Origin of the sequence: Serratia proteamaculans (assembly GCF_949794035.1) — a bacterium.
Taxonomy (GTDB): Bacteria; Pseudomonadota; Gammaproteobacteria; order Enterobacterales; family Enterobacteriaceae; genus Serratia; species Serratia proteamaculans.
The window spans coordinates 4,074,737-4,095,366 of record NZ_OX461105.1 but is presented as its reverse complement, the minus strand read 5'-3'; the positions used below and the strand labels follow the sequence as shown (position 1 = coordinate 4,095,366).

The 20,630-nt window shown below is 56.0% G+C and carries 15 protein-coding genes and 1 pseudogene; 12 read left to right on the top strand and 4 right to left on the bottom strand.

Features of this window, described 5'->3' with window-relative positions:
* Positions 1-30: 30 nt before the first annotated feature.
* The 7 genes from ispG to QOT07_RS19025 all read left to right on the top strand — a co-directional run bounded on the left by ispG (position 31) and on the right by QOT07_RS19025 (position 7,301).
* Entirely contained in the window at positions 31-1,152 is a 1,122-nt protein-coding gene (gene ispG, locus QOT07_RS19055) for a flavodoxin-dependent (E)-4-hydroxy-3-methylbut-2-enyl-diphosphate synthase (protein WP_099062665.1), read from the top strand.
* A gap of 138 nt (positions 1,153-1,290) precedes the next feature.
* Positions 1,291-2,565: a histidine--tRNA ligase gene (gene hisS, locus QOT07_RS19050; protein ID WP_283603759.1), complete on the top strand. Its 1,275-nt coding sequence runs from the start codon at positions 1,291-1,293 to the stop codon at positions 2,563-2,565.
* Positions 2,566-2,578: 13 nt separating this feature from the next.
* Positions 2,579-3,199 (top strand): YfgM family protein, encoded by a 621-nt coding sequence (locus QOT07_RS19045; RefSeq protein WP_099062663.1) that lies wholly within the window; start codon positions 2,579-2,581, stop codon positions 3,197-3,199.
* An 11-nt stretch (positions 3,200-3,210) separates the two neighbouring features.
* Positions 3,211-4,392, top strand: coding sequence for an outer membrane protein assembly factor BamB (bamB, locus tag QOT07_RS19040; protein WP_085118245.1), 1,182 nt, complete (start codon positions 3,211-3,213; stop codon positions 4,390-4,392).
* Positions 4,393-4,522: 130 nt separating this feature from the next.
* Entirely contained in the window at positions 4,523-6,007 is a 1,485-nt protein-coding gene (gene der / locus QOT07_RS19035) for a ribosome biogenesis GTPase Der (RefSeq protein WP_085118243.1), read from the top strand.
* Positions 6,008-6,109: 102 nt separating this feature from the next.
* Positions 6,110-7,066, top strand: coding sequence for an AEC family transporter (locus QOT07_RS19030; protein ID WP_283603758.1), 957 nt, complete (start codon positions 6,110-6,112; stop codon positions 7,064-7,066).
* Between the two features lie 13 nt (positions 7,067-7,079).
* Entirely contained in the window at positions 7,080-7,301 is a 222-nt protein-coding gene (locus tag QOT07_RS19025; RefSeq protein ID WP_283603757.1) for a zinc ribbon domain-containing protein, read from the top strand.
* 4 nt (positions 7,302-7,305) lie between these two features.
* Here the strand turns inward: QOT07_RS19025 and QOT07_RS19020 are convergent, their stop codons facing one another.
* The 3 genes from QOT07_RS19020 to QOT07_RS19010 form a co-directional block, all read right to left on the bottom strand.
* Positions 7,306-7,647 (bottom strand): protealysin inhibitor emfourin, encoded by a 342-nt coding sequence (locus QOT07_RS19020; protein WP_099062660.1) that lies wholly within the window; start codon positions 7,645-7,647, stop codon positions 7,306-7,308.
* The gene (locus tag QOT07_RS19015; RefSeq protein ID WP_283603756.1) at positions 7,647-8,672 is read right to left on the bottom strand and encodes a M4 family metallopeptidase; all 1,026 of its coding nucleotides are present in this window, start codon (positions 8,670-8,672) and stop codon (positions 7,647-7,649) included. Before QOT07_RS19015 ends, QOT07_RS19020 begins: the two co-directional genes overlap by 1 nt.
* A gap of 83 nt (positions 8,673-8,755) precedes the next feature.
* Positions 8,756-9,838 (bottom strand): LacI family DNA-binding transcriptional regulator, encoded by a 1,083-nt coding sequence (locus QOT07_RS19010; protein ID WP_283603755.1) that lies wholly within the window; start codon positions 9,836-9,838, stop codon positions 8,756-8,758.
* Positions 9,839-10,203: 365 nt separating this feature from the next.
* On the opposite strand from QOT07_RS19010, the gene QOT07_RS19005 reads away from it, so the two are divergent.
* Together QOT07_RS19005 and QOT07_RS19000 are read left to right on the top strand one after the other, a co-directional pair.
* A complete protein-coding gene (locus QOT07_RS19005; protein WP_085118233.1) occupies positions 10,204-11,511 on the top strand; it encodes an MFS transporter in 1,308 nt (435 codons plus the stop codon).
* 11 nt (positions 11,512-11,522) lie between these two features.
* Entirely contained in the window at positions 11,523-13,889 is a 2,367-nt protein-coding gene (locus tag QOT07_RS19000) for a glycoside hydrolase family 31 protein (protein ID WP_283603754.1), read from the top strand.
* A gap of 6 nt (positions 13,890-13,895) precedes the next feature.
* On the opposite strand, the gene xseA is transcribed toward QOT07_RS19000, so the two are convergent.
* Positions 13,896-15,272 (bottom strand): exodeoxyribonuclease VII large subunit, encoded by a 1,377-nt coding sequence (gene xseA / locus QOT07_RS18995; protein WP_207979606.1) that lies wholly within the window; start codon positions 15,270-15,272, stop codon positions 13,896-13,898.
* Between the two features lie 170 nt (positions 15,273-15,442).
* Here xseA and guaB point away from each other — a divergent pair, with 170 nt between their 5' ends.
* From guaB to QOT07_RS18980, 3 genes and pseudogenes are all read left to right on the top strand, one after another.
* Positions 15,443-16,906 (top strand): IMP dehydrogenase, encoded by a 1,464-nt coding sequence (gene guaB / locus QOT07_RS18990; RefSeq protein ID WP_085118229.1) that lies wholly within the window; start codon positions 15,443-15,445, stop codon positions 16,904-16,906.
* Positions 16,907-17,007: 101 nt separating this feature from the next.
* Positions 17,008-18,585, top strand: coding sequence for a glutamine-hydrolyzing GMP synthase (guaA, locus tag QOT07_RS18985; protein WP_207979608.1), 1,578 nt, complete (start codon positions 17,008-17,010; stop codon positions 18,583-18,585).
* A 307-nt stretch (positions 18,586-18,892) separates the two neighbouring features.
* Positions 18,893-19,684: pseudogene (locus QOT07_RS18980) on the top strand (tyrosine-type recombinase/integrase); the annotation flags it as partial.
* Positions 19,685-20,630 lie beyond the last annotated feature (946 nt).

Sequence of the window (20,630 nt, the reverse complement as noted above, 5' to 3'; positions counted from 1 at the left end):
TTGAGTCAGGGCAACAATGGAGAGTAAGTAATGCATAACCAATCGCCCATCATCCGTCGAAAATCAACGCGAATTTACGTCGGCAATGTGCCTATTGGTGATGGTGCGCCGATTGCCGTGCAGTCGATGACTAACACCCGTACCACTGATGTTGAAGCCACGGTTAATCAGATCAAAGCACTGGAGCGCGTGGGTGTCGATATCGTCCGCGTTTCAGTCCCCACCATGGATGCCGCCGAGGCATTCAGGCTGATCAAGCAGCAGGTCAACGTGCCGCTGGTCGCCGATATCCACTTCGATTACCGTATCGCGCTGCAGGTTGCAGAGTATGGCGTAGACTGCCTGCGCATCAACCCGGGCAATATCGGTAACGAGTCGCGTATCCGTTCAGTGGTAGACTGCGCGCGCGATAAAAACATCCCTATTCGTATCGGGGTGAATGGCGGTTCGCTGGAAAAAGACATCCAGGAAAAGTACGGCGAACCTACGCCGGAAGCGCTGCTCGAATCCGCCATGCGCCACGTTGATATCCTCGACCGCCTCAACTTCGACCAGTTTAAAGTCAGCGTTAAGGCTTCCGATGTTTTCCTGGCGGTGCAATCCTATCGTCTGCTGGCTGCGCGTATCGATCAGCCGTTGCATCTGGGCATCACCGAAGCCGGTGGCGCACGCAGTGGCTCAGTGAAGTCGGCGATTGGTTTGGGGCTGCTGCTGTCGGAAGGCATCGGCGATACCCTGCGTATCTCGTTGGCAGCCGATCCGGTGGAAGAAGTGAAGGTCGGTTTCGACATTTTGAAATCGCTGCGCATCCGCGCTCGCGGTATTAACTTTATCGCGTGCCCGACCTGTTCACGTCAGGAATTTGACGTTATCGGTACGGTGAACGCGCTGGAACAGCGTCTGGAAGACATTATCACGCCGATGGACATTTCGATTATCGGCTGTGTGGTCAATGGCCCGGGCGAAGCCCTGGTTTCCACGCTGGGCGTGACCGGTGGCCACAAAAAGAGTGGTTTCTACGAAGACGGCGTGCGCCAGAGAGAACGTTTCGACAACGAGCAGATGATTGACCAGTTGGAAGCCAAAATCCGCGCCAAGGCGTCGATGCTGGATGAAAGCAATCGCATCGCGGTCAACCTGCTGGAAAAATAAGCATTATACCGATACGGCGGGCTTTTTAGCCCGCTTGTTTATGAACCCGGGAGCAGAACTCTGCATTCGCGTTGAATACGGGACGGCAAAGTCCCTATAATCGGGTTCATTTTTATAGACAACGGACAGAGAACTCACGTGGCAAAGAACATTCAAGCCATTCGCGGCATGAACGACTACCTGCCGGAAGAAACGGCATTATGGCAGCGTATTGAAGGCATCCTCAAGCAGGTGCTTAGCGGCTACGGTTACAGCGAAATCCGCTTGCCGATTGTAGAGCAGACCCCGTTATTCAAACGCGCGATCGGCGAAGTGACCGACGTCGTGGAAAAAGAGATGTATACCTTCGACGACCGCAATGGCGAAAGCCTGACGCTGCGTCCGGAAGGGACGGCTGGCTGCGTTCGCGCCGGCATCGAACATGGTCTGCTGTACAATCAGGAGCAGCGTCTGTGGTACGTCGGCCCGATGTTCCGCTACGAGCGCCCGCAAAAAGGCCGCTATCGCCAGTTCCATCAACTGGGGGCCGAAGTGTTTGGCCTGCAGGGCCCGGATATTGACGCCGAGCTGATCCTGCTGAGTGCCCGCTGGTGGAAAGCGCTGGGGATCTCCGAGCACGTCAAGCTGGAGCTGAACTCCATTGGTTCACTGGAAGCACGCGCCAATTACCGCGATGCACTGGTGGCATTCCTGGAACAGCATCAAGAGAAGCTGGACGAAGATTGCAAACGTCGCATGTACAGCAACCCGCTGCGCGTATTGGACTCGAAAAACCCGCAAGTGCAGGCGTTGTTGAACGACGCGCCACGGCTGTCCGAGTATCTGGATGAAGAATCCAAAGCCCACTTCGAAGGTCTGTGTGAACTTTTGGCGCAGGCAGGCATCCCATATACCATCAATGAACGCCTGGTGCGCGGTCTGGACTATTACAACCGTACGGTATTCGAATGGGTGACCACCAGTTTGGGCGCTCAGGGTACGGTGTGTGCCGGCGGGCGTTATGACGGTCTGGTCGAGCAACTGGGCGGGCGTGCAACGCCGGCAGTCGGTTTCGCCATGGGCCTGGAGCGCTTGGTGTTGCTGGTTCAGGCTGTTAACCCAGAGTTCAAAGCCGCGGCGACCATTGACGTATACGTGATCTCCTCCGGTGAAGGGACTCAGAGTGCGGCCATGCAGTTGGCGGAGCGCGTGCGTGATGCGGCGCCACAGCTCAAACTGATGACCAACTACGGCGGCGGTAACTTTAAGAAGCAGATCACCCGTGCGGATAAGTGGGGCGCACGCGTCGCCTTGATCCTGGGTGAGAACGAAGTCGCAGCCCAGCAGGTCGTGGTCAAAGACCTGCGCAGTGGTGAACAAGAAACGCTGGCGCAAAGCGAAGTCGCAGTGCGTCTGGCAACGATGTTAGGTTAAGGAGAAGGACACCGTGGAAGTCTATACCACTGAAAACGAACAAGTCGACGCCGTGCGTCGGTTCTTTGCTGAAAACGGCAAAGCGCTGGCAGTGGGCGTGGTGCTCGGAATTGGTGCCCTGGTCGGCTGGCGTTACTGGCAGAGCCACGAAAACTCCAACATGATGGTTGCGTCCCAATCTTATCAGGAAGCCAGCGATCGTCTGGCTCTCGGTAAACCGGACGATGTCGCCGCTGCGGAGAAGTTTGCACAGGCCAACAGCAACAGCTACGGCGTGATGGCCTCGCTGGAGCTGGCGAAGCATTTTGTTGAGCAGAATGAGTTTGCCAAAGCGAGCCAACAACTGGTGCTGGCTCAGGGCCAGACCAAAGATGAAAACCTGCTTTCGATGATTAACCTGCGTCTGGCCCGTGTCCAGGTGCAGGAGAAAAAGCTGGATGACGCGCTGAAAACGCTGGATGGCGTGAAAGGCGAAGGCTGGGCGGCGATGGCGCAAGATACGCGCGGCGACGTGCTGTTGGCCAAAGGCGACACCAAAGGTGCGCGTGAGGCTTACAGTAAAGGCATTGAGTCTAACGCTTCTCAGGCGCTGCAAGTTCTGCTGCGCATGAAATTGAATAACTTGTCCAGCTAAGGGGAATTCCCATGCAATTGCGTAAAACACTCTTGGTCGGACTGGTTTCCGTTGCCTTGTTGAGTGGTTGCTCACTGTTCAACAGTGAAGAAGACGTGGTTACCATGTCGCCGCTGCCGAAAGTTGAAAATCAGTTCACGCCAAACAAGGCGTGGAGTACCTCGGTCGGTGACGGCGTCGGTGAGTTCTATTCTCACCTGCGTCCTGCTTTCCAGGACAATACGATTTATGCCGCCGATCGTCACGGCATCGTGAAAGCGCTGGATGCCGATAACGGTAACGAAAAGTGGAAGGTTGATCTCTCTGAGAAAACCGGCTTCTTCTCCAGCAACCTGCCGGCACTGCTGTCGGGTGGTATGGCGGTCGCGGGTGACAAGGCTTACGTTGGCAGTGAGAAAGCGGTGGTTTACGCGCTGAATACTGCAGACGGTACCGTCGCGTGGCAGACCAAAGTGGCCGGCGAAGCGATTTCACGTCCGGTGATCAGCGACGGTATGGTGCTGATCCACACCACTAACGGCCTGCTGCAGGCGTTGAACGAATCTGACGGCGCGGTGAAGTGGACGGTTAACCTGGACATGCCTTCACTGTCGTTGCGCGGTGAATCCGCACCGGCCGTTGCCTTTGGCGCAGCCATTGTCGGCGGTGATAACGGTCGCGTAAATGCCGTGCTGATGCAGCAAGGTCAGTTGATTTGGCAGCAACGTATTTCCCAGCCGAGCGGCGCGACCGAAATCGATCGTTTGAACGATGTCGACACTACGCCGGTGATTGTTGAGGGCGTTGTCTACGCATTAGGTTACAATGGCAACCTGACGGCGTTGGATCTGCGTTCCGGCCAGATCATGTGGAAGCGTGAATTGGGCTCGGTGAACGACTTTATCGTTGATGCCGGCCGCATCTACCTTATCGATCAGAACGATCGCGTGGTGGCATTGAGCACCGAAGGTGGCGTGACCGTATGGACGCAGAGCGATCTGCTGCACCGCAACCTGACCCCGCCGGTGATGTACAATGGTTTCCTGGTGACCGGTGACTCAGAAGGTTACCTGCACTGGATCAATACCACGGACGGCCGTTTTGTTGCTCAGCAAGAAGTGGATAGCTCCGGCTTCCTGTCTGCGCCAATGGTCGCTGGCGATAAGCTGGTCATCCAGGCGAAGGGCGGAAAAGTTTACGCTTTCACCCGCTAACGCCGATCGTCGCACGGATTGCCAACGGCTCCTGAGTGTTCAGGGGCCGTTTCGTATTTTTATAAGCTGCACTCCTGGTGTCTACCCATGGTGTAGTAACGCTTTGATTATTAAGTAATGAGGCTTCACAATGATACCTGTCGTCGCGCTAGTAGGGCGCCCGAATGTGGGTAAATCCACCTTGTTTAACCGTTTAACCCATACGCGCGATGCGCTGGTGGCGGATTTCCCCGGGCTAACGCGAGACCGCAAGTATGGTCGTGCTGAGGTTGAGGGTAATGAATTTATTATCGTCGATACCGGGGGCATTGACGGCACCGAAGACGGCGTTGAAACCCGCATGGCCGGTCAGTCGCTGCTGGCGATCGAAGAAGCAGACATCGTGCTGTTTATGGTCGATGCTCGCGCCGGTCTGATGCCAGCCGATCTGGGGATTGCCCAGCATCTGCGCAACCGTCAGAAAGCCACCTTCCTGGTTGCCAACAAAACCGACGGTATGGATCCCGACATGGCCACCGCCGATTTCTACTCGCTGGGCCTGGGCGACGTGCATGCGATTGCTGCTTCCCACGGTCGTGGCGTGGCGCAGTTGATCGAACACGTGCTGGTGCCGTTTGTCGGTGAAAAGCCGGAAGAAGTCGAGCTGACCGAAGAAGAGGCTAACGCCGCTTATTGGGCCGAGCAAGAAGGTGAAAACCTCGAAGGCCCGGAAGACGAGCCGGAAGATGACTTCAACCCGCAGGATTTGCCGATCAAGCTGGCTATTGTCGGTCGTCCTAACGTAGGTAAGTCCACACTGACTAACCGTATCCTCGGCGAAGATCGTGTCGTGGTTTACGACATGCCGGGCACCACCCGTGACAGCATTTATATCCCGATGGTTCGTGACGAGCGCGAATACGTGCTGATCGATACCGCCGGGGTGCGTAAGCGTGGCAAGGTGACGGAAACCGTAGAGAAGTTCTCGGTAATCAAAACCCTGCAGGCGATCGAAGACGCTAACGTGGTGTTGCTGGTCGTGGATGCACGCGAAGGCATTTCCGATCAGGACCTCTCGCTGCTCGGCTTTATCCTCAATAGTGGGCGCTCACTGGTGATTGTGGTCAACAAGTGGGACGGCATGAGCGAGGAAGATCGCGATCACGTGAAAGAGATGCTCGATATGCGTCTGGGCTTTGTCGATTTCGCCCGCATTCACTTTATCTCTGCCCTGCACGGTAGCGGCGTTGGTAACCTGTTCGTCTCGGTATTGGAAGCTTACGAGTGTGCGACCCGTCGCGTGAACACCTCTATGCTGACCAAAATCATGCAGATGGCCGCCGACGACCACCAGCCACCCTTGGTACGTGGCCGCCGCGTGAAGCTGAAATATGCGCACGCCGGTGGGTATAACCCGCCGATTGTGGTGATCCACGGCAACCAGGTGACCGATCTGTCCGATTCGTACAAACGCTACCTGATGAACTACTTCCGTCGCTCTCTGAAGGTGATGGGTACGCCAATCCGTATCCAGTTCAAAGAGGGTGAGAACCCGTTCGCCGGCAAGCGTAACCTGCTGACGCCAAACCAGATGCGCAAGCGTAAACGCCTGATGAGCCACCTGAAAAAAAGCTGATCATCAGTATGAGGGGCGCGGTATCACTACCGCGCCCCTTTTTTATTGGTCTGAAATCGTTTTATTATCCGTAGATTATCGCCGTCAGCCTGAAGGAACATCATGTCCTGGGAAACCTGGAGTTTTGCATTTAACGTCACTGTCCCCAATCTGTTAATGATGTTGCTGGGCATACTGCTGCGCCACTGGCGTCTGATGGACGATCGGTTTATCGACGGTGCCACCCGGCTGGTGTTCAATATTGCGCTGCCCTGCCTGTTGTTCTTCAGCATCGCCACCAACCACCCGCAGTTGCTGGGTAACCTGCCGCTGGTGATCTTTGGCGCTGTCGGTACCCTCGTCACCTTCCTGTTGCTGGAAGCGGCGGCTATCTGGCTGGTTAAAGATCCGCGGGAACGCGGTGTCTTCGTTCAGGGGGGCTTCCGCGCCAATACCGCCATTGTCGGCCTGGCTTATGCCATGACCGCTTACGGCAGCGAAGGAATAGCGCTGGGGTCGCTGTACCTGACGGTGACGGTGATCCTGTTTAACGTACTGTCGGTGATTACCCTGACGCGTAGCCTGCAGGGTGGGCAGGGCAAGAGGATCAGCCGCCTGTCACTGTTGCGCAGCATCGTCACCAATCCGCTGATTATTGGTCTGGTGTGCGGCTTGGTCTATGCGCAGACCGGCCTGGGTATCCCTCAGGTGATCCGGCAGACGGGCAGCTACATCTCTGCACTGTCGCTGCCGCTGGCACTGTTGTGCACCGGTGCCAGTTTGGATCTGCGCGCCATGTTCCGCTCGTCCAACGTGGCGGCGCTGTCCTCTTCGGCCAAGCTGTTTATCGTGCCAGTGATAATGACGCTGGGTGGCTGGCTGTGTGGTTTTCACGGTGCGGCATTGGGGATTATTTTCCTGTTCTCGGCCACGCCAACGGCGTCTGGCAGCTATGTAATGACGCGCGCCATGGGAGGGAACGCCACGCTGGCGGCGAATATTATCGCCATCACCACCGTCGGATCGTTTTTCACTACCGCGTTGGGTATCTATTTCTTACGCTCATGGGGCGTGATTTAACCTGGGAGAAACTATGGAAGCGCAGTGTCCGCAATGCGATCAAACGATGGAGTGGGTGAATGGTCACTACCATTGCGCCGCCTGTAACAGCGATTATCAACAATTGGCTCACTGCCCGGATTGCGGGCAACCGTTGCAAGAGCTGAAGGCCTGTGGCGCGGTGGACTACCTGTGCCAGAACGGCGACGGGATGATCTCCAAAAAGCGCGTGCTATTCAGTTATCAGCCGTTGTAAGTATTCACTCATCGACCTGACCGGTTTTCCACAGGTCGACTAACGCCTGTGGAGCGCTGGTTTCCGGGATCAACAGCACGATTTCACTGCGCAGGGTTTGGCTGTAATAGCTGATCTGCACGCGAAAATAGCGTTGGTCACCGCAGCCGGGGGAGTCCGGCTGACCCTCTTCCTGGGCATAGGGCAGAGTCTGGTTCAACAGTTGGTTCAGGCGCTGCCGTTGCTCTGGCGTAATGTCGGCCAGCGCAATGCGCCGCTGGCCCGCCAGTTTGGGAATAAAGGCGAAACCGCCTTCACGCGCCAGCTCAATGACCGTATCCTGATTGAGCACCGGCAAAGGTTTCATTATGCCACCCCCACCTGATGCCATGCCTGCTGTACCTTTTGCGCTACCTTGCTGTCGAAGCGCTGTTCTGCATGCTTCACCGTGGTACGGGCAAAGGTGGCGAAATCAGCGTCCTGCGGCAGTGCCTTATCACACAGGGTGTCGTACCAGATGTAACCGGCTTTCTCCCAGGCATAGCCGCCCAGTGCAGTGGCCGCCAGATAAAAGGCGCGATTGGGGATACCGGAGTTGAGGTGGACGCCACCGTTGTCTTCTTTGGTCTGAATGTAGTCTTTCATGCTGGCCGGCTGCGGATCTTTCCCCAGCAACGGATCGTCGTAGGCGGTACCGGGAGTCGACATCGAACGCAGGCCCTTGCCGTTGATGCCTTTCGCCAACAGTCCCTCGCCAATCAGCCAGTCGGCCTTATCAGCAGTTTGCTTAAGGTGGAACTGCTTGACCAAAGAACCAAACACGTCAGACAACGATTCATTCAGCGCACCGGCCTGCTGGAAGTAAATTAACCCGGCTTCGCTTTCGGTGACGCCGTGCGCCAATTCGTGGCCGACGACGTCGATGGCGATGGTAAAACGGTTAAAGATTTCACCATCCCCGTCGCCGAAGACCATTTGCTGGCCATTCCAAAAGGCGTTCTGGTATTCCTTGCCGTAATGCACGCTGCCGGTCAGCGGCAGGCCCTGGTTGTCCAGCGAGTTGCGTTTGAAAGCCTGCCAGAAAAAATCGTAGGTGACGCCGAGGTAGTCATAGGCTTCATCCACCGCCACGTCGTGGTTGCTGGCCTGGCCCTCATTACGCACCTGTTTGCCGGGCAGTTGAGTGCTGTTTTCGGCATCGTAAATATCGCGGATGACTTCACCACCGGTCGAGGTTTTCGCCCCGGGGGCCCGCAGTGGCTTGTTGCCTAGCAGGCTCTGAACGTGATTCAGGGTGTGCAATGCGCAGTCGCGCTGCGGCAGGCTGCCGTGCTCAATGATCCGGCGCAGCATATAAGGGGGGATGACCGATCGTGCTGTTAGGGTCGGCATAGTGGCTCTCCTTAGGCAAAAAAAGTTACCCGTCATCTTTCAAGCTATAGGGTATCTATAAATATTTTGACACTAAGTGTAGCTCAGACATCGTAAAGACGATGATCGTGGGTGCTGACCGCCGGGTTGGTTTTATGGGCGCTGATGCGTTTGACCGAGGTGCGAACCGCCAGCTTGCCATGCAGCAGCAGGTTGCATGGGGGCGCATCGGCACGCAGCATGCGGCGCTGCAGCAGTTGAATGGCCTCATAGCCCAGTTCGTCGCGCGGTACATGTACCGAGGTGAGCGGCACGTCATGAATTTCCGCCAGATTAAAACCGTCGGTGCTCATCACCGAGATATCGCCCGGCACGTTCAACTGCAGTTTGTTGAGCGCCTTGACCGCGCCGACCGCCATATAGTCGCCACCGGCGAGAATGGCCGTGGGCAACTGTGAGCGGTGGCTGACCCGATTGATAAAGGTGGTGAGTGCCTGTTCGGTCTCTTCGCTGCCGAAGCCGGAGGTGGTGACCAGATGGCGACCGTCGTCAAAGGCGATATTGTGTCGCGCATAGGCTTGTTTAATGCCTGCCAGCCGTAATTCCATGGTGTGCCGACGCAGGCATTGCAGGTTCAGAATATGGCTGTGGCCCTGTTGGAACAGATAGTTGGCGGAGAACTCGCCAATCAGTTGATGGTCGGGCGACACGCTATCGAGCCGCATCTGACGGTCGCTGCAGTTAATCAGTACGCAGGGTTTGTTCAGGTCGGCGGCTAACTGGTGAATATGTTCGTCATCGATGCCGATAATCAGTGCCGCCTGGGTCTGCGGATCGCTCATCTTTTCCAGAAACAGCGCGCCATCGCTGTGTAATTCCTCAAGCCCGCAATAGCGAATACGGACTTCGTGCTCTGCCAGCGCAGCAGTGATGCCCTGGATCACCTTGTAGTAAAAGATATCGGTGCGCACGTCAAAGGCCCGTTGCGGGGCGAAGACCATCACGTTGTTCAACATCAATCGGCCGCTGGAAATCCCCTGCAGGATCCCCTTCTGTTGGGCGCAGGTCAGCACCTTCTGACGTGCCTCGGCGCTGGTGTTGGCCTTGCCAGCTAATACGCGTGAAACGGTGCTGATCGACAGCCCGGTTTGGCGGGCGATTTCCTGTATTTTCAGCTTTCCGTTCATTCTGTGATCTCCTTCAAATTTGGTAATGAAAATATTTTCACGGTGTTTTTTCGGCGTACTGTCAGGCTCTGGTCGCCATTATGGCGACCTTTTATCCTGTGTATGAAAACTTTTGCAAAAAACCACGTTTCGCTCACGCTTCCGGCTGGATAGTCTGAATTGGTATGCCAACTTTATAGATTTATCAGTCCAATTAATGGACTGAATTATAAATAAAATGAAAATAAATCAGGTGGTTGTGAAGACGATATGCCTGCTTCTGTGAGGCGCCTCTCAATTTCACGGGTTCCATACCTTCACTAGCCAAACGTACCCTACCAAAAAGCGCGCTGTGTCACCGGGCAGCCGTCGTGGAGAGAAGACAGATGAGTGTTGAAATTAATCAGACGGTCGTTGACAGCGGCCGGCGTAAATTTAAATCGCTGCGCTGGTGGATGCTGGCGCTGTTTTTACTGGGCGTGACGGTCAACTACATCACTCGTAATTCGCTGGGCATCCTGGCGCCGGAGCTGAAAACCAGCCTGAACATGACTACTGAACAGTACTCCTGGGTGGTGGCGTCGTTTCAACTGGCCTATACGGTGTTTCAGCCGATCTGTGGCTGGCTGATCGACGTGATCGGCCTGAAGATGGGGTTCCTGATCTGCGCCAGCATCTGGGCGGTGGTCTGCATGATGCACGCCGGGGCAGGCACCTGGGTGCAGTTGGCGATCCTGCGCTTCTTCATGGGTGGGGCAGAAGCGGCGGCCACACCGGCCAACGCCAAGGCCATTTCCGACTGGTTCCCGAAAAAGGAACGGCCGATCGCTGCCGGCTGGGCGGGCGTCGGGTTTTCTATTGGTGCCATGCTGGCACCGCCGATCATTGTCATCGCCCATGTCTCCTTTGGCTGGCAGGGCGCTTTCCTGTTCTCCGGCGCGCTGGCGCTGGTCTGGGTCGTGCTGTGGTGGCGTTTCTATCACTCGCCGCTGCAGCACCCCAATCTGAGCCAGCAGGAGCTGGATCTGATCCGCGAAGACAACGAGCCCGAGTTACCCCGGCTGCCATTTCTCAAGTCGCTGGCGATCCTGTGCCGCAATAAAAAGTTTTATGGCATAGCCATTCCGGCATTTCTTGCTGAACCGGCCTGGGCGGTATTCAGTTTCTGGGTGCCGCTGTACCTGGCCACCGAGCGCGGCATGGATTTAAAACACATCGCCATGTTTGCCTGGCTGCCGTTTTTGGCGGCGGACATCGGCAGCGTTGCCAGCGGCTATCTCACCACGCTGTACCGCAAATGGTTTGGCTGCAGCCGCGTCAACTCGGTGGTTGCCAGTTCGGTCACCGGCGCATTCATGATGGTCTCGCTGGCGTTTGTGGCGATCACTAAAGATCCCTACCTGGCGATCGCTCTGATCTCGATCGGCGGTTTTGGCCATCAGGTGATCTCCTGCATGCTCAGCGCGCTGGTGGTGGAATCGTTCGATAAAAACCAGGTAGCGACGGTCAACGGTATGCGCGGATCCAGCGCCTGGATCGCCAGCTTCCTGTTTACGCTGTTGATCGGCGCGGTCTCCGATACCGTCGGTTTCAATCCGCTGTTTATCGCCATGGGCTTCTTCGACCTGATCGGCGCCCTGTTCCTGATTGCCTTGATCGCCGAACGCGGCGGTAAAAAAACACTTAATAGTTAAGTTGGATGCCTATGAAAACCTTAAAAAATTGGACGTTGGCCGGTCAGTATGCCGATCGCATTGAACTGTTGGTCGACGAACGTCACCTGTTTTGCCTGTACGCACTGGAAAATGACCTGTTCCGCGTGTTGATCAAACGCAACGGCGAGTTGGCGTTGGATCGCACCTGGAGTATTGCGCCGGAAAGTGACGTGCCCTGGGAAGGACGTGATCGGCTGAGCGTGGCCGGGTTCGGCCTGCCGGGCTATCAGCTGCAGCAACATGACGATCGGCTGGTGGTGGCGACGTCTGCGCTGCGCGTGACCGTGCATCAGCCGTTGTGGCTGGAGTGGGAGCATTGCAACGCCGCCGGGGAATGGTGTCCACTGGCAGCCGATCGGCCCACCAGCGCTTACCTGCTTAATCCGCACGGTGACGGCGTGGCGCATTATCAGCGCCGCCAGACTGCCGAGCGTTACTATGGCCTGGGTGAGAAGGCCGGGGATTTGGAACGCAGTGGCCGTCGCTTTGAAATGCGTAATCTGGACGCGATGGGCTACAACGCCGCCAGCACCGACCCGCTGTACAAACACATTCCGTTTACCATCACCCGCGGTGAAGAGGCCAGTTTCGGGCTGTTTTACGACAACCTGAGCAGCTGCTGGCTGGATCTGGGTAATGAGATCGACAACTACCATCTGGCTTATCGGCGCTATCAGGCGGAGGCGGGGGATCTGGATTATTACCTGTTCCTTGGGCCGAGGGTGCTGGATGTGACCAAGGCGTTCGTGCGCCTGACCGGCAAGACCCACTTTGGACCGAAATGGAGCCTGGGCTACAGCGGATCCACTATGCATTACACCGACGCGCCGGATGCCCAGCAGCAACTGCAGCAGTTTATTCAGCTCTGCCGTCAGCATGATATTCCCTGCGACTCTTTCCAGCTGTCATCGGGTTACACCTCGATTGCCAACAAGCGCTATGTGTTCAACTGGAATTACGACAAGGTGCCGCAGCCCAAGCTACTGAGCCAGGCGTTTCACGATGCCGGGCTGAAGCTGGCGGCCAACATCAAGCCCTGCCTGTTGCAAGATCACCCGCAGTATCAGCAGGCGGCGGATCAGGGGCTGTTTATCCGTGATTCTGAAAGCGACCAACCGGAGCGCTCCAGCTTTTGGGACGACGAAGGCTCGCACCTCGACTTCACCAATCCGGCGACTGTCCGCTGGTGGCAGCAGGGCGTGACGCAGCAACTGCTGGAGATGGGTATCGATTCCACCTGGAATGACAATAACGAATACGAAGTATGGGACGGTGAGGCTCGTTGCCACGGTTTCGGCCGACCGATTGCCATCAAGCATATCCGCCCGGTGATGCCGTTACTGATGATGCGTGCCTCAATGGAGGCCCAGCAACGTTTTGCTCCCGATCTGCGGCCCTATCTGATTTCGCGCTCCGGGTGTGCCGGCATGCAGCGTTATGTGCAGACCTGGAGCGGCGACAACCGCACCAGTTGGCAGACCCTGCGCTACAACATCCGCATGGGGTTGGGCATGAGCCTGTCGGGGTTGTATAACCTGGGGCATGACGTCGGCGGTTTCTCCGGTGACAAGCCGGACGCCGAACTCCTGGTGCGTTGGGTGCAAAACGGCGTGATGCATCCGCGTTTCACCATTCACTCCTGGAACGACGACGCCACGGTTAACGAACCCTGGATGTATCCGGCTGCCACCCCGGCGGTACGCGAGGCGATTAACCTGCGTTACCGGCTGATGCCGTATTTCTACACCCTGCTGTGGCAGGCCAGTGCCGACGACGAGCCGATGCTGCGCCCGACTTTCCTCGATCATGAGCATGACGAGCAGACCCTAAGGGAAACCGACGATTTTATGATCGGCCGCGATCTACTGGTGGCCAGCGTGGTGGAGCAGGGGCAGCGCCAGCGGCCGGTGTATCTGCCGGATAACGGAGATGGCTGGTACTGCTTCTACAGCGGCCAGTGGTTCAGCGGTGGCCAGACGGTGGCGCTGGATGCCCCGCTGGAGCGCTTGCCGTTACTGGTACGTGCCGGTGCAGGGTTGCCGCTGTCATCCCGATTGGCTCATGTTGATGTGGCGACCGACGATCGGCGCGAGCTTAAACTCTATCCGCTAAAAGGCTGTGGCAGCGCTTCTGGGCTGTTATTTGAAGACGACGGGGAAAGTTATGGCTGGCAGCAGGGCGACGCGCTGTGGCTGCGCTGGGAGATGCTCAGTGACAATCAGCGCATCACGCTGAACATTACCACCGAAGGCCGCTTTAAACCGGCATGGCAAACCCTGACCTTCAGCTTGCCTGCCGGAGAAACGCGCGAGTTGTGGATCAACGGCGTGCCCGGCGAGAGTTTTACGCTGGAATAAGCGGAGTTATTCAGCCGCGCGTTTTTTGCGCGGCTTTTTGGCGACGGTGATGGTTTTCACCTCGCTTTCCACCCAGCCATCCTGCAGACGGGTTTTCAGCAGTTCACCGACCTGAGCCTGCTTGGTGGTTTTCAGCAGTTCGCCGCGCGGGGTTTGCGTCACGCTGTAGCCGCGCGCCAGCGTTGCCAGCGGGCTGACTGCTTCGAGCTGGCTACAGGCGACGCCAAAGCGCTGACGCCAGGCGTTGAGCTGACGTTCCAGCGCCTGTTGCAATCGGTATTCCTGCTGTTGCACACGTTGCTGGTAGCGATGAATGCGTGCCTGCGGCTGCATCTGCGCCAGACGCTGTTGCGCCCGCTCGCTGCGACGTGAAGACACACGCAGTTGGTTCTGCATGCCATCTTCCAACCGCCGTTGCAGTTTGAACAACAGCGTCTGCTGACGCGCCAGGCGCAGGTGCGGATGCTGTTGCTGCAAGCGGTGGTTGATGCGGGTGAACTGTTGCTGGCGCTGCGCCAGATAGTAATCCATCGCCATTTCCATCCGCTGTTGCTGGGACTGCAACTGACGCAGCAGCTCCAGCTGATTGCGACTGACCAGTTCGGCAGCGGCAGAAGGGGTTGGCGCACGCAGATCGGCGACAAAGTCGGCAATGGTGACGTCGGTTTCATGGCCGACGGCGCTGACGATCGGAATGCGGCTGGCGAATATCGCCCGTGCCACGCGTTCATCGTTGAAGCTCCACAGGTCTTCCAGCGAGCCCCCGCCACGGCCGACGATCAGCACGTCACACTCGTCCCGGCGGTTAGCCGTTTCGATGGCGCGCACAATCTGCAACGGCGCTTCTGCGCCCTGCACCGAAGTGGGATAGATAACGATAGGCAGTGAAGGGTCACGCCGTTGCAATACCTGCAGCACATCGTGCAGCGCCGCACCGCTGGCAGAGGTAATGACCCCGACGCGTTTGGCCGGGCTGGGCAAGGGCTGCTTGAACTGCTGGTCGAACAGGCCTTCGGCGCTCAGGCGTTGTTTCAACTGGTCGAACTGCTGTTGCAGCAGGCCGTCACCGGCAGGTTGCATGCTTTCGGCAATCAGTTGGTAGTCGCCGCGCGGTTCATACAGCGTAATGCTGGCGCGAACCAGAACCTGTTGGCCATTCTGCGGACGGAAAGTGGTACGGCGGTTGGTGTTGCGGAACATCGCGCAACGGACCTGCGCACGATCGTCTTTCAGCGTGAAATACCAGTGGCCGGAAGAGGGTTGGGAGAAGTTGGAAATCTCTGCGGAGAGCCAAATCTGGCCCATTTCCATTTCCAGCAGCTGTCGAACCGTCTGATTCAGGCGGCTTACGGTAAAAATAGACGGCGAAACAGGTAGCGACATGTGACCCAGATCAAATTTCAAAACAAGCACTTAATTGGTCGATACTACATGGCTGAAAAAGGTAATCAAGAGTTTTTGTGAGAAAGTGCTGGAGGCAACCGATTACGCTCTGTATAATGCCGCGGCAATATTTTATCTTTTTCACAGCCCACTCTGGTGAGATATTGCCCATGCTACGTATCGCAAAAGAAGCACTGACATTCGACGACGTTCTCCTGGTTCCAGCTCACTCTACGGTTCTGCCTAATACCGCTGAGCTCGGCACCCAATTGACCAAAACTATCCACCTGAACATCCCTATGCTGTCCGCAGCTATGGATACCGTCACCGAAGCCAATCTGGCTATCGCGTTGGCGCAGGAAGGCGGTTTAGGCTTCATCCACAAAAACATGTCCATCGAGCGTCAGGCTGAAGAAGTCCGCCGCGTGAAAAAACATGAAAGCGGCGTGGTCACCGATCCACAGGCCGTGACACCGACCACCACCCTGAAAGAAGTGAAAGAACTGACCGCGCGTAACGGCTTTGCCGGCTACCCGGTAGTGACCGAAGAAAACGAACTGGTTGGTATTATTACCGGCCGTGACGTCCGCTTCGTCACCGATCTGAACCAGCCTGTTACCGCCGTGATGACGCCGAAAGAGCGCCTGGTTACGGTGAAAGAAGGTGAAGCGCGTGAAGTCGTGCTGCAGAAAATGCACGAAAAACGCGTTGAGAAAGCGCTGGTGGTCGACGATCAGTTCCATCTGCTGGGCATGATCACCGTAAAAGACTTCCAGAAAGCGGAACGCAAGCCAAACGCTTGTAAAGACGAGCACGGCCGTCTGCGCGTAGGTGCTGCCGTTGGCGCCGGTGCAGGTAACGAAGAGCGCGTTGATGCGCTGGTCGCTGCCGGTGTTGACGTCCTGCTGATTGACTCCTCACATGGCCATTCCGAAGGCGTATTGCAGCGCATTCGCGAAACCCGCGCCAAATACCCGGACCTGCAGATCGTTGGCGGTAACGTCGCGACCGCTTCAGGCGCCAAAGCACTGGCTGATGCCGGCGTTAGCGCAGTGAAAGTGGGTATCGGTCCTGGCTCCATCTGTACCACCCGTATTGTTACCGGCGTAGGCGTACCGCAGATCACCGCTATCGCTGACGCGGTTGAAGCGCTGGAAGGTACCGGTATCCCGGTTATCGCCGATGGCGGCATCCGTTTCTCCGGCGACATCGCCAAAGCTATCGCGGCAGGTGCAGCCTGTGTGATGGTCGGCTCTATGCTGGCAGGTACCGAAGAATCTCCGGGTGAAATCGAGCTGTATCAGGGCCGTTCGTTCAAGTCCTATCGCGGTATGGGCTCTCTGGGCGCGATGTCCAAAGGCTCTTCCGACCGTTACTTCCAAACCGATAACGCCGCCGACAAACTGGTGCCGGAAGGTATCGAAGGCCGCGTGGCTTACAAGGGCATGCTGAAAGCGATCGTTCACCAGCAAATGGGCGGTCTGCGCTCTTGCATGGGCCTGACCGGTTGCGCCACCATCGATGAACTGCGCACCAAGGCTGAATTTGTGCGCATCAGCGGCGCCGGCATTCAGGAAAGCCACGTGCATGACGTGACCATCACCAAAGAGTCACCGAACTACCGCATGGGTTAATGCTTTAACTTCTCCTGCGGGGGAAGCCGGGGTGGGGCGTAACGCTTCACCCCGAAAACACTATTTTCGCTCTTTTTCTCTGTTGCTGGAATTCGCCTCACATGACAAAAAATATCCATAAGCATCGCATCCTTATTCTGGATTTTGGTTCGCAATACACTCAACTGGTAGCACGCCGCGTGCGCGAAATCGGCGTTTACTGTGAGCTGTGGGCCTGGGACGTTAGCGAAGAGCAAATCCGCGAATTCAATCCAAGCGGCATCATCCTGTCCGGCGGCCCGGAAAGCACGACCGAAGCCAACAGCCCGCGTGCGCCAGAATACGTGTTCACCGCCGGTGTCCCGGTGCTGGGCGTATGCTACGGCATGCAGACCATGGCGATGCAGTTGGGTGGCCAGGTAGAAGGTTCCAACGAGCGTGAGTTCGGTTATGCACAGGTAGAAATCACTACCGAAAGCGCATTGGTTCGCGACATCGAAGATGCCCTGAGCCCGGCCGGCAAACCGCTGCTGGACGTGTGGATGAGCCACGGCGACAAAGTCACCGCTATCCCGGCTGACTTCGTGACCGTTGCCAGCACCGATACCTGTCCGTTTGCCATTATGGCCAACGAAGAAAAACGCTTCTACGGCGTGCAGTTCCACCCGGAAGTGACCCACACCCGTCAGGGCCAGCGCATGCTGGAGCGTTTCGTACTGGATATCTGCCAGTGTGAAGCCCTGTGGACCCCGGCGACCATCATTGAAGATGCGGTAGAGCGTATTCGCCAGCAGGTGGGTGAAGATCACGTGATCCTCGGCCTGTCCGGCGGCGTAGATTCTTCCGTTACCGCCATGCTGCTGCATCGCGCTATCGGCGAACGCCTGACCTGCGTGTTTGTCGACAACGGCCTGCTGCGCCTGAACGAAGCCGAGCAGGTACTGGAAATGTTTGGCGACCACTTCGGCCTGAACATTGTTCACGTGGCGGCAGAAGATCGCTTCCTGAGCGCACTGGCCGGTGTTGACGAGCCAGAAGCCAAGCGCAAGATCATTGGTCGCGTGTTCGTTGAGCTGTTCGACGAAGAAGCCTGCAAGCAATCTGAAGTTAAATGGCTGGCGCAAGGCACCATCTACCCGGACGTGATCGAATCCGCCGCTTCTGCCACCGGCAAAGCGCACGTGATCAAGTCGCACCACAACGTGGGTGGACTGCCGAAAGAGATGAAGCTGGGTCTGGTCGAACCGCTGAAAGAGCTGTTCAAAGACGAAGTGCGCAAAATTGGTCTGGAACTGGGCCTGCCGTACGACATGCTGTTCCGTCACCCTTTCCCGGGGCCAGGTCTGGGCGTGCGCGTGCTGGGTGAAGTGAAGAAAGAGTATTGCGACCTGCTGCGTCGTGCCGATGCCATCTTCATCGAAGAGCTGCACAAGGCCGATCTGTACAACAAGGTCAGCCAGGCATTTACCGTATTCCTGCCGGTCCGTTCGGTTGGCGTGATGGGCGATGGCCGTAAATACGACTGGGTTGTTTCACTGCGCGCAGTGGAAACCATCGACTTTATGACCGCGCATTGGGCGCACCTGCCGTACGATTTCCTCGGCCGCGTCTCCAACCGCATCATCAACGAAGTGAATGGCATTTCTCGCGTAGTTTATGACATCAGTGGCAAGCCACCGGCTACCATTGAGTGGGAATGATTTCGCGTCTGGCAACAGCCTGCACGTAAAAGCAGTAAAGTACCTCTAAGCCCGCGTAACTGCGGGCTTTTTTGTTTTTTTGTCTGGCACTTTCTGGCAGCTGTTAGCAACGGGAAGCACGGTTTTTTCAATGGAATTTTTGATGGTACTCTCTGGTTTTGAATTCAGATTTGAAAAAGTACCATGTGATAAATGCCGGTTGAATTATGGTATTGGTTTTGCATAACTTAATTACAAACAGGTAGTTAAATCATTTATCTGGGATTTTTACAACATGGTATTAATTGATATAGGAAAACAATAAACCATGTTGACTGACACCAGGCTGCGTCACCTTAAGCCGAAGGAAAAACTCTATAAAGTTAATGACCGTGATGGTCTGTATGTTGCGGTCACTCCGGCTGGAACGATCTCATTTCGTTATAACTATTCAATAAACGGAAGACAGGAGACCGTTACTTTTGGCCGCTATGGCGTTGGAGGGATCTCGCTTGCAGAAGCGCGTGAACGGCTCAACGAAGCTAAAAAAATGGTTGCCGGTGGAAGATCGCCTGCGAGGGAAAAAGCCAGAGATAAAGCGCGTATCAAAGATGCGGAGACTTTTGGTGCGTGGGCTGAGAAATGGTTACGTGGCTATCAAATGGCTGAATCGACGCGTGATATGCGGCGTTCGGTATATCAAAGAGAGTTGAAGGCAAAATTTGCCCAGCAGAAACTGAGTGAGATTACACATGAAGACTTACGCGCATTAACCGATAACATTGTCGAGAGAGGGGCACCGGCGACAGCTGTGCACGCCAGAGAGATTGTATTGCAAGTCTATCGCTGGGCTATTGAGCGCGGTCAGAAGGTAGAGAATCCAGCTGATCTGGTACGGCCTGCAAGCATAGCGAAATTTGAGCCTCGTGACAGGGCCTTGACGTCAGTTGAAATCGGTCTGATGGAACGGGTAGGAACGACGCCATCAATCAGAGCAGCGGTTAAACTTTTGCTGTTAACGATGGTACGTAAAAGTGAACTCACTAACGCGACCTGGAATGAGATCAATTTTAGTGAAGCATTATGGACGATACCAAAGGAGAGGATGAAACGGCGTAATCATTTCAAATCTATGTTTGTCATGTTAGTTGCATCCATTATCCTTTTGGTATTGGTTAATAAAGTTCCACCAATGATGGGGAATATTCCAGGTGGTGCATCAATGGGAGGAGTCGGTGGTTTTGGTTCTGGAGCTTTAATGGGAGCTGCGGGAAGTGCCAGTGCGGTAATAACTACGGTTAGTGGGGCTTTGGTTTCTGGGGGGGGGCTGGAGGCGCCTCTGCCCTTAAGGCTGCATTTGAATCTGTACAAGCTGCCATGAGTGAGGAGTCTGGTTTTCATGCTGGTAACAGCGGATATTCAGAAGAGACGGGTACTGTAATGCCACCTGCTGATGGTTCCGGAGGCCCGGGAGGCTCATCCTCTTCAAATAGTGGCCCAAGTCAGGGGTTCATGGGTTTTTCCAACGCTGGCCGTATGGCATCAAATATGCCTTCTAGCCTGGCGGATGGTATGTCAACTCGGCGAGAAGCAAACCATAAAAATAGAGTGCAAGCTGCCAAAGAACTTATTGATGGAACTGCTGGGGGGCAATTAGCGTCACAAACTCGCCAGTAAACCGCTGCTCGTGCTGAAAGCAGGGAGCACGTCACTGATCAAGGTGATGTTGCCGGCGACAGCGGTAACGTGCAGCAAAGCTCTGCATCTAGCCAAACCAATGACACATTTGATGGTGACAGTCTGGGAGGGAGCCAGCAGCATAGTAGTGATGAAGACAACGAATACACGCAATTTATCAACAAAGGGCGAGAGCCTAAAAAAGAATAAAAAAGCACGTCAGCGAACGCGGTAACGTTACCCGCGAAGAGTCGCGCTAGAATGTGCTATTGGTAGCAAAGGTAGTCTTTCGAACTGGCATCAAAGGGCGCTTCTGCGAATGACATGTGACATGTTCTTGGGCAGCTACAATGCTGCGCGCAAATAATCAACAATAGAGGAACGATCTT